Source organism: Cellulomonas avistercoris, assembly GCF_014836445.1.
In the GTDB taxonomy this organism is placed as follows: domain Bacteria; phylum Actinomycetota; class Actinomycetes; order Actinomycetales; family Cellulomonadaceae; genus Cellulomonas; species Cellulomonas avistercoris.
Window position 1 is genome coordinate 373,247 of sequence record NZ_JACSQV010000002.1, and the last position, 13,863, is coordinate 387,109.

The 13,863-nt window shown below is 76.6% G+C and carries 13 protein-coding genes and 2 tRNA genes; 5 read left to right on the top strand and 10 right to left on the bottom strand.

The window, feature by feature from the left end:
• Positions 1 to 31: 31 nt before the first annotated feature.
• A tRNA-Arg gene (locus H9657_RS03975) sits at positions 32 to 104 on the bottom strand.
• Positions 105 to 474: 370 nt separating this feature from the next.
• On the opposite strand from H9657_RS03975, the gene H9657_RS03980 reads away from it, so the two are divergent.
• The gene (locus H9657_RS03980; RefSeq protein ID WP_191780526.1) at positions 475 to 1,065 is read left to right on the top strand and encodes a hypothetical protein; all 591 of its coding nucleotides are present in this window, start codon (positions 475 to 477) and stop codon (positions 1,063 to 1,065) included.
• Here the strand turns inward: H9657_RS03980 and H9657_RS03985 are convergent.
• The gene (locus H9657_RS03985; protein WP_191780528.1) at positions 1,062 to 3,593 is read right to left on the bottom strand and encodes a PQQ-dependent sugar dehydrogenase; all 2,532 of its coding nucleotides are present in this window, start codon (positions 3,591 to 3,593) and stop codon (positions 1,062 to 1,064) included. The two genes, H9657_RS03980 and H9657_RS03985, sit on opposite strands and share 4 nt — an antisense overlap.
• A gap of 128 nt (positions 3,594 to 3,721) precedes the next feature.
• Between H9657_RS03985 and H9657_RS03990 the strand changes: the two genes are divergently transcribed.
• The gene (locus H9657_RS03990) at positions 3,722 to 4,123 is read left to right on the top strand and encodes a GNAT family N-acetyltransferase (RefSeq protein WP_191780530.1); all 402 of its coding nucleotides are present in this window, start codon (positions 3,722 to 3,724) and stop codon (positions 4,121 to 4,123) included.
• A 57-nt stretch (positions 4,124 to 4,180) separates the two neighbouring features.
• Here H9657_RS03990 and H9657_RS03995 read toward each other — a convergent pair.
• From H9657_RS03995 to H9657_RS04020, 6 genes are all read right to left on the bottom strand, one after another.
• Positions 4,181 to 4,270: transfer RNA gene (locus H9657_RS03995), tRNA-Ser, on the bottom strand.
• 50 nt (positions 4,271 to 4,320) lie between these two features.
• The gene (locus H9657_RS04000) at positions 4,321 to 5,589 is read right to left on the bottom strand and encodes a threonine/serine exporter family protein (RefSeq protein ID WP_191780532.1); all 1,269 of its coding nucleotides are present in this window, start codon (positions 5,587 to 5,589) and stop codon (positions 4,321 to 4,323) included.
• Between the two features lie 113 nt (positions 5,590 to 5,702).
• Positions 5,703 to 6,803, bottom strand: coding sequence for a hypothetical protein (locus H9657_RS04005; protein WP_191780534.1), 1,101 nt, complete (start codon positions 6,801 to 6,803; stop codon positions 5,703 to 5,705).
• A 158-nt stretch (positions 6,804 to 6,961) separates the two neighbouring features.
• Positions 6,962 to 7,255 (bottom strand): hypothetical protein, encoded by a 294-nt coding sequence (locus tag H9657_RS04010; RefSeq protein WP_318241271.1) that lies wholly within the window; start codon positions 7,253 to 7,255, stop codon positions 6,962 to 6,964.
• 16 nt (positions 7,256 to 7,271) lie between these two features.
• Positions 7,272 to 7,697, bottom strand: a complete 426-nt coding sequence (locus H9657_RS04015; protein WP_191780538.1) for an NUDIX hydrolase — start codon at positions 7,695 to 7,697, stop codon at positions 7,272 to 7,274.
• Between the two features lie 11 nt (positions 7,698 to 7,708).
• Entirely contained in the window at positions 7,709 to 9,154 is a 1,446-nt protein-coding gene (locus tag H9657_RS04020) for an FAD-dependent oxidoreductase (protein ID WP_191780540.1), read from the bottom strand.
• Between the two features lie 188 nt (positions 9,155 to 9,342).
• Here H9657_RS04020 and H9657_RS04025 point away from each other — a divergent pair, with 188 nt between their 5' ends.
• Genes H9657_RS04025 through H9657_RS04035 form a run of 3 tightly spaced genes read left to right on the top strand, consistent with a single transcriptional unit; the run spans position 9,343 to position 12,469 of the window.
• A complete protein-coding gene (locus H9657_RS04025; RefSeq protein WP_318241272.1) occupies positions 9,343 to 10,350 on the top strand; it encodes an acyl-CoA dehydrogenase in 1,008 nt (335 codons plus the stop codon).
• On the top strand, positions 10,344 to 11,738 hold the full coding sequence (locus tag H9657_RS04030; protein WP_191780544.1) for a PIG-L family deacetylase: 1,395 nt from the start codon (positions 10,344 to 10,346) through the stop codon (positions 11,736 to 11,738). The genes H9657_RS04025 and H9657_RS04030 overlap by 7 nt, the downstream gene beginning before the upstream one ends.
• Positions 11,735 to 12,469: a glycosyltransferase gene (locus tag H9657_RS04035; protein WP_191780546.1), complete on the top strand. Its 735-nt coding sequence runs from the start codon at positions 11,735 to 11,737 to the stop codon at positions 12,467 to 12,469. Before H9657_RS04030 ends, H9657_RS04035 begins: the two co-directional genes overlap by 4 nt.
• Positions 12,470 to 12,487: 18 nt before the next feature.
• Here the strand turns inward: H9657_RS04035 and H9657_RS04040 are convergent, their stop codons facing one another.
• Together H9657_RS04040 and H9657_RS04045 are read right to left on the bottom strand one after the other, a co-directional pair.
• Complete coding sequence (locus tag H9657_RS04040; protein WP_191780548.1) at positions 12,488 to 13,096, bottom strand: dihydrofolate reductase family protein; 609 nt, start codon at positions 13,094 to 13,096, stop codon at positions 12,488 to 12,490.
• 63 nt (positions 13,097 to 13,159) lie between these two features.
• On the bottom strand, positions 13,160 to 13,837 hold the full coding sequence (locus H9657_RS04045) for a hypothetical protein (RefSeq protein ID WP_191780550.1): 678 nt from the start codon (positions 13,835 to 13,837) through the stop codon (positions 13,160 to 13,162).
• Between the last annotated feature and the right edge of the window lie 26 nt (positions 13,838 to 13,863).

Genomic DNA, 13,863 nt, shown 5'->3' on the forward strand with positions numbered 1-13,863 from the left:
CCCCCCGGGGGGGGGGCCTTCGTCACTGCTGCGCGCCCGAAGGGACTCGAACCCCCAACCTTCTGATCCGTAGTCAGATGCTCTATCCATTGAGCTACGGGCGCACGACCCTTGCGGGCCGTCCAGAACGATACAGGCACAGCGCCCGGACCCAAAACGCGAACCGTGCGGCGTGGCCCACACCCGGTGCGGGCGCCGCACGTCGGCCCCCGCCGTACCGGCTGGTACGGGGCCGATCGGGCGGCGTTTCACCCGCTGACGATCGGCCGACCGGGTGGCATGTCACGACGAGCGGGCCGACGAGTGCACATGTGTGTCACGGTGACGGCCCGCCGCGGGTCCCGAGGCGTTCCCACACGTCATGCGCATGAAGGAGGGCACGGTGGTCGGTCGTCACGACCGCGGCGACGCCGTCACCGCCGGGGCGAGCGCACCCACGGGCGCGCCGGCTGTGACAGCCCCGGCGGCGGCCCGGTGAGCGCCCGCGAGGTGCACGACGCGCTGCACGGGTGGGCTGCCCGGCTCGTCGGGCTGGGTGCGGTAGTCGTCACCCGCCTGCGGACCGGCCTCACGTGGACCGAGGCCGACCAGCTCGCGCACCGCCACGGGTACGACCTGACCGAGGAGGTCGCCGCGCTCTGGACCTGGCGCGACGGTGTGGGAGCGCGACCAGGCCGCGCACCGGCCCACCTCGCACCCGGGCAGGAGTTCGCGTCGCTCGACGAGAGCCTGCGCCGGTCGCGCGAGTACCTCTCGGCGGCGCGGGCCGAGGAGCGTGCCGGGACGGCCCCGGTCACCGCGTGGCAGCCGCACTGGGTCGTCGCGGTGCACGGGCACGCCACGCCGCTCGTCCTCGACGGGTCACGCCCCGGCCCGGACACGTTCCGGCACGACCCGCAGGCCGACCCGCTGCTCGTCGCGCACTCCACGCTCCCCCAGCGCATCGCGCGCTGGCACGACATGCTCGACACGGGCACCTGGCGGGTCGCGCGCGACGGCACGTGGGACGTCGACCTGTCCCACCTGACGCACGAGCCGCACGCGGCCCGCACCGAGGTGACCTAGCTCGGGCGCAGCCGCTCCGCCGGGACGACCTGCCATGCCTGCGACTCGCTCCACCAGCGCAGCTGGATCGTCGCGTCGCCCTGGTTCTCGTAGTACTCGAGGCGGATCGGCACCGCCTGCCCGGCCGTCAGCACGACCGTCCCGGTGTCGACGCGCTCCGCGTGGGCGGTCCACTGGTTGATGACGAGCCTGCCGTCGACCCAGAGGCGCACACCGTCGTCGCTGGTGGTCGCGAACCTGTACATCTGCGAGTAGCGCGGCACGATCGAGCCCGTCCACCGCACCGAGAAGGTGTCGGCCCCGATACCGGCGACGGGGGCGCCGGCACCCCACCGGAAGGCCACGGTGGGGTCGATGCGCGTGACGCTCGTGCCGGTGAGGTCGCTGTTGTCGAAGTACGTGCCGCGCAGCCCGCGCTGGGTCGACGACGCCGTGAGCGTCGCCGTGAGGGTCGCCGCGCTCGCGGGGGTCCGCCACGTCCGGGTCGCGGACGTCGAGCCGTCGGACCACCGGTCGAGGACGTAGGCGACGCCCTGCGCGTCGGACTGCGCGGGCACGGCGAGCTGCAGGTCGAGGCCCGCCCACGACGTCACGGTCGTCGGGCCGGTGACCGTCTCGCCGTTGACGGTCAGCGTGCGGCCCGCGGGCGAGGTGCCCAGCGTGACGGCGACCTTGCGCGGCTGCAGGTCGCGCGTCACGGTCGTCTCGACGCCCTGCGCGTCGGTCGCGGTGAGGCTGACGCGCAGGTAGCTGTTGGCGGCCGCGGCGAGGTCCTCGGGGCCCGGAGCCGTGAAGCTCGTGCCCGTCCCGGTGACCGGGCCCAGGAACGGGTGGGTGTGCGCGTCGTGGACGCGCACGACGGTCCAGCTCAGGCTCGCGCCGGGCAGCGTGCCGTCCTGCGCGTCGGTCGCCGAGCCCGTCAGGCGGATCGTGTCGCCGACCGTGAACGTGGCCCCCGCCGCGGGCGACGTGAGCGTCACGACGGGTGCGGTGTTGCCCGAGCTGATGCGGACGGTGACCGGGGACGACGTCGCGCCCGCCGCGTCACGGACCCGCAGCGTCGCGGTCCACGACCCGGCGGCGTACGTGTGCCGGACGGTCGGGGTCGTCGTGGTCGCGTCGGCAGCGCCGTCGCCGAAGCTCCACAGGTACGTCAGCGCGCCGCCGTCGGGGTCGGCGCTGCCGGAGCCGTCGAGCGTCGTGGCCAGCGGCGCCGCGCCGGTCGCCGGGCTCGCGGTCACCACTGCCGTCGGCGGCCGGTTCTCGGTGCCCGTGTAGGCGATGCGCCGCACCTCGCCGCCGTTCGCGTACGTCGTGTAGTACAGCGCCTGGCTACCGGCGTACGGACCGAACTCGAGGTGGACGGCCCCGCCGAGGCCCGTCGCGAGGTTGGTGCGCGTGCCGTCCGACAGCATCATGATCCGGCCGCACACGTAGTCGGCGAACAGGTAGGCGTCGTCGTACGCGGCCGGCCACACCCCGTGCGGCACGAACGCCCCTCCCGTGATCGAGCCGCAGCCGGTCGAGCGCGTGTAGTCGTGGATCGGGTCGGTCATGCCCGCCGGCAGCGGCGCGCCGCAGCTCGACGCGGACCCCGTCTGTGCGCAGTGCCCCTCGCGCACCGGCCAGCCGTAGTCCGCACCGGCGGTCCCGAGGTCGATCTCCTCCCACGCGTTCTGGCCCACGTCGTTGACGTGGAACACGGTGCCCGCGGCGTCGGGGTCGAACGCGAACCGGAACGGGTTGCGCAGACCCCACGCGAAGGTCTCCTGGCAGATGGTCCCCGCGGGGGCCGGGGCCAGCCGGCAGCTCGCTGTCCCGGACCCCGTGAACGGGTTGCCGGGCGCCGGGGCACCCGTGGTCCGGACCACGCGCAGCACCTTGCCGTTGAGCACGTTGCGGTCGCGCGACGCGTCGTTGCTGCCCGCGCAGCCACTGTCGCCCGCGTAGTCGCAGCCGCCGTCGCCCGTCGTGACGTACAGGTAGCCGTCCTTGCCGACGTGCAGGTCACCGGCGTTGTGGTTGCCCTCGGAGGAGTAGATGCCGTCGAGCAGGATCGTCTCGCTCGCCAGGTCCACGGTGTTGTCGTCGCCGAGCACGAAGCGTGAGACGCGGTTGGTCGGGGCACCTGCGGGGTTGGCGCGCTGGCTCGTCGGGCACGACGTGCTCGTGCCGCGCGCCGTGTAGAACACGTAGATCGCGCGGGTCGCGGGGTCGGGGTCGACCGCGACGCCGAGCAGGCCGCGCTCCGCGTTGGTGCACAGCCGGCCCGTCAGGTCCAGGGCGGGGGTCGAGAGCAGCGTGCCGGCCGCGGTGCGCACGCGCAGCCGCCCCGCCTGCTGCGCCACGAGCATGCGCCCGTCCGCGGTGAACGCGATCGCCGTCGGGTTGTCGACGTCCGCGACGAGTGCGTCCGTGAACCCGCTGGGCACCGTGGCGCCGAGGGCCGGTGGCGACGCCACCACCGTCAGACCCGCGACCGCGAGCGCACCCACCACGACCTGCACGACCTGACGCATGCCACGCATCGCGACCCCCTGTCCTCGTCGACGTGCGACGAGCATGTCGGCAGAGCAGTCCGGACGCAACGGGGCGAAGCGGACGTCCCGTCGGTGCGGCGGGCCCCGCGCGGGCGGGACCCTGCGACGCTGGCCCCGTGCCGCCTGCCGACCTGCGCGTCCGCTTCGACGTGGACGACGCCGCCCTGACCGCCCTGCACGCCCGCGCGTTCGGCGCCGCCGTTCCCGAGGACGTCACGCCGTGGGCCGCGCGCCTCGACCGCCACAGCGTGACGTGGGTGGGGGCCTTCGCGGACGACGCGCTCGTCGGCTTCGTCCACGCCTGCTGGGACGGCGGCGCGCACGCGTTCCTGCTGGACGCCGTCGTCGACCCCGCGCACCAGGGCGTCGGGACCGGGCGACGGCTCGTGGAACGGCTCGTCGTGGAAGTGCGCGCCGCGGGGTGCGCGTGGCTGCACGTCGACTTCGAGCCGCACCTCGAGGGGTTCTACCGTGCGTGCGGGTTCGCGCCGACGGCGGCGGGGCTCCTGCGGCTGTGAGCCGCTGCGGCCGGGAACGACGAAGGCCCGGTCCGCGTGGACCGGGCCTTCGTGCTGCGGAGACGGTGGGATTTGAACCCACGGAAGGGTTGACCCCTTCACGGCCTTAGCAGGGCCGCGCACTAGACCTGGCTATGCGACGTCTCCAGGACGTTGCACAGGGTACCGGGCGCCCGTCCTGCGACCAAAAGGTGAGGTCAGTGCTCGAAGCCCCACTCGCGGTCGGTGCACATGCGCGCCACCGCGAGCCCCACCGCGAGCGCCGTGACGACCAGCGCCGCGGACACCCCGTAGGTCAGCGCCTGCGTCACGTCACCGTTGCTGAGGTAGTACACGGCCCGGTACGCGGGCACGCCGGGGACCATGATCGTCACTGCCGGCACGGACACCGTGATGCGCGGGATGTTGAGGCGCGGCGCGATGAACGCGGCGAGGATCCCCACGAGGAAGGCGGCGCACGCGGCGGCCGCCTGCGGCGGCCAGTCGAGCACGAGGACCGCCTCGATCCGCAGCAGGTTGGGCAGCGTCGCGACGCTCGCGGCGACCAGCGCCATGCGCCACGGGCTGTTGAACATGAGCGCGAACCCCAGGACACCGACGAACGAGGCCAGCAGCCGCAGCGCCGTCATCACCCCGGGGTCCAGCGCGAGCTCACGCGGCGGGTCCGGGCTGAGCCCGACGACGATCGACACGGCCCACACCGCAAACGCGGCCGACACGAAGATCATGAGCGCCCAGGTCAGGCGCGCGACGCCGGCCGAGAAGTCGAGCCGGGCCAGGTCGAGCGCACCCGTGGCCAGCGGGAACCCGGGGACGAGGAACAGCGCGGCGGCCACGTACCCGGCCTCGTGGAGGCCGCCCGTCAGTCCCAGCGCGTGCAGGGCCTGCACGAAGCCCAGGTAGGACAGGCTCGCGAGGGTCGCGGCCAGCATGGTGACGCCGAACTGGTTGAAACCGCGGTGCAGCATGACCCGGCGCAGCGCCTGGCCGAGCGCCGCACCGACGAACGCCCCCGCGACCTCGATCGGGCCCCCGTTGTTGAGGAACGCGAAGGCCGCGCACGCGATCGCGGCCCACAGCGCGTTGAGCGCGACGGGATACAGCGGCGGCTTGGCGGCGATCCGGTCGATCTCGGTGGTGAGGTCGTCGACCGTGACGGGAGCACGCGCCTCGACGCGCTGGGCCAACAGCTCCAGCTCCGCCAGCCGGTCGGTGTTGACGCCCACCGTGCGGACCTCGGTGACCTCGGTGCGGAAGGACCGGCCACGGTGCGAGGTCGTCGTGATCTCGGTGAGCGTGACGTGCGCCTGGTGCCGGTCGATGCCGAGGGCCCGCGCGACGCGCGCCATCGACGCCTTCACGCGGTACGACCCCGTCCCGGCCGCGAGGCTGAGCCGCCCGACGCGCAGCACCGCCCCCGAGCGGCGGATCAGCTCGAGCTCGTCGTCGTCGGGTTCTGTCGGCACGGGGACATCATGACCGGACACCGCGGGCGGCCGCGGGACCTCCGGCCCGGTGCGAGGCGCGGACCAGGGGCGTCCGGACGCCCGTGGGCGCCGGCGGGTGGAGCGGGCGACGCTCAGGGCAGCTCGTCGGACGCGCGTCGCTCCTGGTCACGCGCGCGGTCGGCGGCCTTCGTCGCGCGATCGAGCTCGCGCGCGGCGGCGCGGACCGCCTTCTCGTGCTCACGGGCACGAGCGCGTGCGGCAACGAGCGTCTCGTCGACCCGGGGCAGGGCGGCGCGGGCGTCGGCCAGCCGACGACGCACGTCGGCCAGCGCCCGGACGAGCTCCTCCTCGGCGGCGTACGCCTGCGCGGACGTCGTCTCCGCGTCCTCGAGCGCGGCGACCGCCTGCTGCTCGGCCGCCGCGGTGTCCTCGTGGCGCGTGCGCGCCCGCTCGAGGTCGGCCTCCGCCGCCTCACGTGCGGCGACGGCCTGCTCGTGGCGGCGGCGCAGGCGCTCGCGCTCCTTCTCTCGGCGTTCGTGCTCACGCGTCTGCGCGGCCGAGGCCCCGTCCGACGCGCCGTCCGACGTGCGGGCCGTGCGGTGCGCCCGCTCCGGGCCGCCGTCCCGCGCACGCGGTCGCGCAGCCGCCCCGCCCGCGCCTCCCCGTCCGGACGCGCGCTCCTCGCGCCCCGTGGACCGTGCAGCGTTGCCGCCGGATTCCGGCAGCACCGCCTCACGGTCGTCCGGGACGGCGGGTGCGGCACCGAACCCGACGTGCTCGGTGCCGTGCGTGAGCGTGCCGGCCGCGACCGCGTCGGCGACGCCCGGGTCCGCGAGCGCGGCCGTCAGCGTGTGCTCGACCTCCTGGGCCGCGGCCGTCGACAGCTTCTGGCCGCCGTCGGCCGCGAGCCGTCGCGCGCGGGCGACGAGCCCGGAGACGAGCGCCCGACGCTGCTTGCCGAGCTCACGCAGGGCCGGCCCGTCGAGGGTCCGCTCGGCGTCCCGCATGCCCTCGCCGAGGTCGCGCAGCGCGTCGGCGAGCGAGGGGTCGTCCCGGACCAGCACGTTCACGGCCCACGCGGCCACCGTCGGCTTGCGCAGCGACGCGATCCGCCCGGCGACCTCCCTGTCCTTGGCCGCCTTGGCGGCGCGCACGGCGGCGTCACGGCGCGCGACGAAGTCGTCGAGCGTCCCGCCGTAGAGCTCGTCGACGACGTCGTCCAGGGAGGTCACCGCCCCAGCCTGCCGCGCGTCGCGCCGCGGCGCCCCCGACCCGCCCGACGCGCACCGGGTCGCTCTCCCCACCGGAGCGCAGAACTGGATCGCTCTCTCACCCCCAGGAGGACGAGGGTCACCCCCCATGTGGTGCGAGAGAGCGATCCGGTCGCAGGTCAGTCCTGGCGGCGGCGGGCGCCTGCCGGGTACCACCGGTTGCCGTAGCGGCGCGTCAGGTGGCCGTCGGTCGTCTCGGCGAGCTCGTCGAGGCGCTCGATCACGGCCCACCCGATGCGCCGCGCGACCGTGTCGTCCGCCGCCTCGAACCGCACGGTGACGCGTGCGCGGCCCCGGACCACGCCGACGTCGAACGCCTCGACCGTGGTCAGCGCGCGGGCCGCGGCCACCGCCTCGGGGAGCACGTCGGGGGCCGCCGTCCCGGGACGCAGCAGCCCGACGGACGCCGTCACGCGGTACGACGGCACGTCAGTCCCGCACGGCCAGCCCGGCGAACCGGCGCGCGACGTCGACCAGGCCGACGTGCTGCAGGTCGTCCACCTCGTCGAGGGGCACCCAGGCCGCCTGGTCCGTGGAGCCGTCGACCTCGTCGGCCAGCTCGCCGCCGACGACGTGCGCGCGGTAGACGATCCGCAGCGCCTGCAGGTCGGGGCCGGGGACGATGCGCCCCTCACCCGGCACGACGAGCGAGTCGACGCCCAGCAGGGCATCGACCTCGACGTCGTAGCCGGTCTCCTCGCGGACCTCGCGCACCGCGGCGCGCTCGGGGTGCTCACCGGGCTCGATGCCACCCCCGGGCATGGTCCACCCCGACCGGCCGCCCTCCGCCCAGTGGGCGAGCAGCAGACGCCCCTGGTCGACGACGACGGCGTACGCAGCGACCCGGAGCTCCACGGGTCACGACGCTACCTCCCCCCACCGACCCCGTCCGGCACGACGTCCGGCAGCACGTCGGGCAGCACCGGGGGCCGCGGCACCGGCGGGCCGTACCCGCGGGCACGCGTGCGCAGCCAGCGGGCGACGAGCCGCGGGTGGAACATGCTCGTCGGTGGCGCGACGAGCTGGTAGATCCGCGACAGCGCGGCCTGCGCGACGGTGTCGCCGTGCGTGCTCATGCGCTCCAGCTCCGCGATCCACCGCCCGGCGAGCACCGACATGGGCGCCCGCGACGCCGGCAGCCCGGCGAGCGCGCGGTCGGCGCTCGTCGCCATCTGCCAGGGCACCTCGGCCAGCCGCGCGCACGCGCGCACGCCGCGCGCCGCACCGCCCGGGCCGGTCAGCCGCCCCTGCGCGTCGGCGCGACGCAGCGCGAGAGCGTCCAGCGCGGCGACGGTGATGCCCTGCCCGTAGACCGGGTTGAACGCGCACAGCGCGTCGCCGACGACGAGCAGCCCGTCGGGCCACCCCGGCACGCGGTCGTACCGGTGGCGGCGGTTGCCGGTCTGGCGGTGCGTCGCGACGTCCCCGTCGAGCGGCCCGGCGGCGGCGACGCGCGCGAGGGCGTCGTCCCGCGCGCCGGCGAGGTAGGCGCGCAGCCCGGGCAGGTCGCGCGGCGGCCGGTGGTCGCCCGCACCGACACCGCTGACCGTCCACCAGCCGGTCTCGGTGGGCAGCGCGAGGCCGCCGCCGCCGGTGCGCCCGGGCAGCACGACGACGCCCGCGGACCCGACCCCGCCGGCGGGCGGCCGGACGCGCACGGTCGCGTAGCCGACGTGCGCGTCGAGCTCCTCGACGTCCGCCGGGGGCACCCCGAGCGCTGCCAACCAGGTGGGCAGCCGCGACGCGCGGCCGGACGCGTCGACCACGAGGTCGGCGGGCCACGCCTCGGGTGCCGCGTCGGCGCCCGCCGCGGCAGGCCCGTCCGACCACCCGGCCGGGGCGGCGTCCACCCACCAGCGCGGCTCCCCCGGCCCACCGCGCCGCAGCCCGCAGACGCGTCGGCTGCCGACGACGCGCACGCCCGGCGACGTCAGGACGCGCTGCCGCAGGAGGTGCTCGAGGAGCGGGCGCGTCGCGAGCAGCACCTCGAGCTGGCGCGAGGGCGGCGACCAGCCCGCCGCACCGAGCCACGCGAGGTCGCCGGTGTCGACGGGGACGGCACCCGCGGCGCGCAGCTCGTCGCCGAAGCCCGGCAGCAGCTCCTCGATCGCGAGCAGCCCGCGGCGCAGCAGCAGGTGCGGCTGACGTCCCTGCGGGACGCCGGGGCGCGGGGCCGGCTCGTCGGGCAGGTCGTCGCGGTCGAGCACGGTGACGGTCCGTCCGTCGTGGGCCAGCGCTGCCGCGGTCAGGACGCCGGCGATGCCGGCTCCGATCACGACGACGTGCTCCTGGCCTGCCCCCGGCTCGCCCATACCCCCCATCCTGTGACGGACCGGACGCCGGCACCAGACCCACCGCCCGGCCCCGGCGTCACCCCGCACGTCCCGCGTCGCACCCCGGCCGTCGCGCGTCCCGCACGTCGGCCGGCTCGTTCCGGTCGCCGCCGGGGGCGCCCGCGGTGATGATCGACTGGCCCCCGTCGCCCCACCCGAGGACGTCCGTGCCCCGCACCCGCTCCCCCGTCCGGCTCGGCACGCGCACGCCGTGGCTGCCGGACGGCCTGCCGGCCGACCCCGACGACGCTCTCACCGCCGTCCGTGGCTGGCCCGCCGACCTGCGTCCCGGCACCGGCGCGACCCTGCGCCTGTGGTCGCTGCTCGCGACGCTCGGCGCGCACGACCTGGGCGTCGCGCGTGCCGTCGAGCCGCACCTCGACGCCCTCGCGATCCGCGAGCAGGCCGGGCTGCCGGCCGACGGCGACCGCACGTGGGGCGTGTTCGCGGCCGAGGGTCCGGGCGTCCGGCTCGACGCCGTGCCGCACGGTGACGTCTGGCGCCTCACCGGCACCAAGCCGTGGTGCTCGCTCGCGGACCGCCTGGACGCCGCGCTCGTGACCGCCCACCTGCCCGACGGTGAGCGTGCGCTGTTCGCGGTCGCCCTGACGGACCCGGGCGTCGCGCCCGTCGACCAGCCGTGGGCGTCACGCGGGCTCACGGAGATCCCCTCGACGCCCGTCGCGTTCGACGACGTCCCTGCCGCACCCGTCGGCGGGCCCGGCTGGTACCTGGCCCGGCCGGGGTTCTGGTGGGGCGGCATCGGCGTGGCCGCGTGCTGGTACGGCGGCGCGGTGGGCCTGGCGCGCACGCTCTGGCAGCGCGCGACGGCCACGGACGACCGGCTCGTCGCGATGCACCTCGGTGCGGTCGACGCGTCCCTGCAGGACGCGCGCCGCGCGCTCGAGGAGGCCGCGCGCGTCGTGGACGGCGACCTGGACGCGGGCGTGAGCGGGTCCGTGGTCGCCCGGCGGGTGCGCGCGAGCGTCGCCCGGGCGTGCGAGGACGTGCTCGCGCGCGTCGGCCACGCGCTGGGCCCGGCACCGCTCGCGCTCGACGCCGAGCACGCCAAGCGCGTCGCGGACCTGCAGGTCTACGTGCGCCAGCACCACGCCGAACGCGACGAGGCCGCGCTGGGGGCGGCGCTCGCGGGCCGCGACGTGGCGCCGTGGTGAGCTTCGACGGCCGGGCCGCCGGCACGCCGCCGGACGTGTGGGACGCACGCCTCGCAGCCGCGCCGCCGTGGCCGCTGCCGCGCGCGGGTCGCACGGTCGTCGTCGCCGCGCACCCGGACGACGAGACGCTGACCGCCGGTGGCCTGCTGGCCGAGCTCGCCGCCGCGGGCCGTCCGGCGGACGTGGTCGTGGTGTCCGACGGCGCCGCGTCGCACCCGGGCTCGCCGACGCTCGACCCGACCGCCCTCGCGCGTCGCCGCGTCGACGAGGTCCGGCACGCCGTCGAGATCCTGTCGCCCGCGTCGGGCGTGACGCTCCTGGGCCACCCGGACGGCGGGCTGCGGGAGGTCCGCGACCGGGTCGCGGCCGACCTGCGCGCGGTCCTGACCGCCGGGGCGCCCGTCGGGACGCTCGTCACGACGTGGCGCGGCGACGGCCACCGCGACCACCGGGTGCTGGCCGAGGTGTGCGCCGAGCTCGCCGACGAGCTGGGGTGCACGCTGGCCGAGGCCCCCCTGTGGCTGTGGCACTGGGCGACGCCCGAGCACCCCGCGGTGCCGTGGGACGACCTGCGCGCACTGCCGCTGTCCGACCACGCCGTCGTGCTCAAGCAGCGTGCGGTCGCGGCGCACACGTCGCAGGTGCAGCCGCTGTCGGACCACCCCGCGGACGCGCCCGTGCTGCACCCGCGGTTCCTGCGCGGGTTCGACCGGGACGTCGAGCCGTTCGTCGTGCACGAGCCCGCGCGGCCCGGGCCGGGTGCGCGCGCGACGCTGCCCGCCGCGTACTTCGACGCGACGTACGCGCGGCACGCCGACCCGTGGGGCTTCACCGACCGCCCGTACGAGGCGCGCAAGCGTGCGCTGACCCTCGCGGCGCTGCCCGACGCCCGCTACGCCCGCGCCCTGGAGGTCGGGTGCGCCATCGGCGTCCTGACGGCCGAGCTCGCCGCCCGGTGCGACGAGCTGACGGGCACGGACGTCGCGGACGCGGCCCTGGACCGCGCGCGCGAGCGCCTCGCGGACGCACCGCACGCGCGGGTCGTGCGCGGCGCGCTGGGCGGCTCGGGCGACGACGCCCTGCCCGGCGGCCCGTTCGACCTCGTCGTGCTGTCCGAGGTCGGCTACTACCTGTCGTGGGCCGACCTCACCGACGCGCTGCCGGACCTGCTGACGCGTCTGGCGCGCGGCGGGACGGTGCTCGCGTGCCACTGGCGGCACGCGGTCGAGGACTACCCGCTGCCCGGGGACGCCGTGCACCGGGCGCTCGCGCGCGCCGCGCAGGACGCCGGTCTGGCGCACCTCGTCGAGCACCGCGAGGCCGACCTGCTGCTCGACGTGTGGAGCCGCGACCCGCGGTCGGTGGCCGAGCGCACGGGCCTGCGGTGAGCGCCGCGCGCGCGGCCGTGACGCACGTGGCCGTCGTCGTGCCCGTGCGCGACGAGGAGGCGCTGCTCGGGCGGTGCCTGCTCGCGCTCGGCACCGCGCGCGACGCCCTGCTCGCGCGCGGCGGCTGCACGGTCGACGTCGTCGTGGTGCTCGACGCCTGCCGGGACGCGAGCGCGGACGTCGTCGCGCGGTACGTCCGCGCGCGCCGCCGGGCCGGCGCGGACGCGGGCGTACGGGCGCTGCACCTCGAGGCCGGTGACGTGGGCACGGCCCGTCGCACCGGCGTCGACGACGCGCTCGCCGGCGCCGACCTCCCGCGCACGTGGCTGGCCTGCACCGACGCGGACTCGCAGGTCGGACCGGACTGGCTCGTCGAGCACGTGCGCCTCGCCGACGCGGGCGCCGACGTGGTCGTCGGGACCGTGCACCCCGACCCCGCGGACCTCAGCGACGCGCAGTGGAAGACGTGGCGCGCGACGCACGTCCCGGGCCTGCCCAACGGGCACGTGCACGGTGCGAACCTCGGGGTGAGGGCGTCCGCGTACGCGCGCGCCGGCGGGTTCCTGCCGGCCCGCGAGCACGAGGACGTCGACCTCGTCGCGCGGCTGCGCGTGACGGGTGCGCACGTCGTCGCGTCGGACGCGGTCGACGTGCGCACGTCCGGCCGGCCAGTCGGCCGCACGCCCGGCGGGTACGCGGGCCACCTGGCCGCGACGCTGCTGCGGGTCTGACGTCACGCGCCCCGGGCGTCACGCGTCCGGCAGGTGGTCCTTCGCGTCGTCGTACGTCGCGGCGCCGGGCAGGTCGGCCGGCGCGTAGACGACGCGGAGCACGCCCGTCGGCAGCGCCTCGGACCGCAGCAGCGCGAACGGGCGGAACGTGTCGGCCTCGGCGAACAGCCGCTCGCCCTTGCGCGCCGCGACGGGGTGGACGAGCAGCCGCAGCTCGTCGAGGAGGCCCGCGTCGAGGAGCTGGCGGACCACCGAGACCGAGCCCGCGACCAGCACCTTGCCCACGGCCGCGTCGTCGCGCAGCGCCCGGACCGCGCCGACGACGTCGGCGGTGCGCTCGACGTTGCGCCAGCCCAGGTCCTGCTCGCCGCGCGTCGCGACGAGCTTGCGCACGTCACCGAGCTGCTTGGCGAACGGCGCGTCCTCGCCACCCGCGGCCTCCCGCTCGGGCCACGCACCGGCGAACGAGTCGTACGTGACGCGGCCGAGCAGCAGGACGTCGACGTCCTCGTAGTCCTCGCCGACGGCCGCGCCCATGCGGTCGTCGAAGTAGGGGAAGTGCCACTCCGGGTCGATCTCGGCCACGCCGTCGAGCGAGATGAACAGGGTGGAGACGACGGTCGCCATGGGTACCTCCGGTGGGGTCGAGGGGTCAGCAGGTCGACCGGCGCCGCGGCCCGGACTCATCGGTCAGTCGTCGATGTCGAGCAGGTCGTCCGGCGTCGCCCGGCGCGCCGCGAGCCGCGGGTCCGCCAGGAGCGCGTCGACGACGTGGGCCGGGCCGCCCACCGCGAGCTCGCGCGTGTAGATCGGTGCACCCAGGAACCACGTCCGGTCCTCGGGCCACACGAGCGACGGGACGGCCTCGTGACGCAGCGCGAGCGCGGCCCACAGCGGACCCGTCCACAGGTGGTAGGCGCGGTGCGGCAGGTGCAGCGGCGGGGCGGCGGGCCGCTCGACGCGCAGGAGGGCCATGGCCGCCAGGGCCTCGTCGCGGGCGCGCCGCTGCTCGGCGGGGTCGGGCGCCTCGTCGTCGTCCCACGCGACGAAGGCGCCCATCCCGGGCGCGTACCGCGGGTCGGTCCCGGGGTCGTGCAGGAAGCCCCAGCCCTCCCACAGCCCGCAGTGCACCGGCTGGTCGCCCGTGACGGCCGCGAGCGCGTCGAGGACGAGCTCGTAGGTGTCGACGTCGTCGGCCCCGCCGGCCGTGAGCGGATACGGCACGACCGCGTACGCGTCGTACCCGTGGGGGACGGCGTGCCCGACGCTCGTGCCCACCGGTCCGAGGCGGGCCGCGATCCACGCGCCGGCGTCCGCGTCGTCGTCCCAGGTGGCACCGGCGGCGACGAGGTACGGCGAGTCGGTCATGCGCCGACGCTACCAGTGCGGCCCGG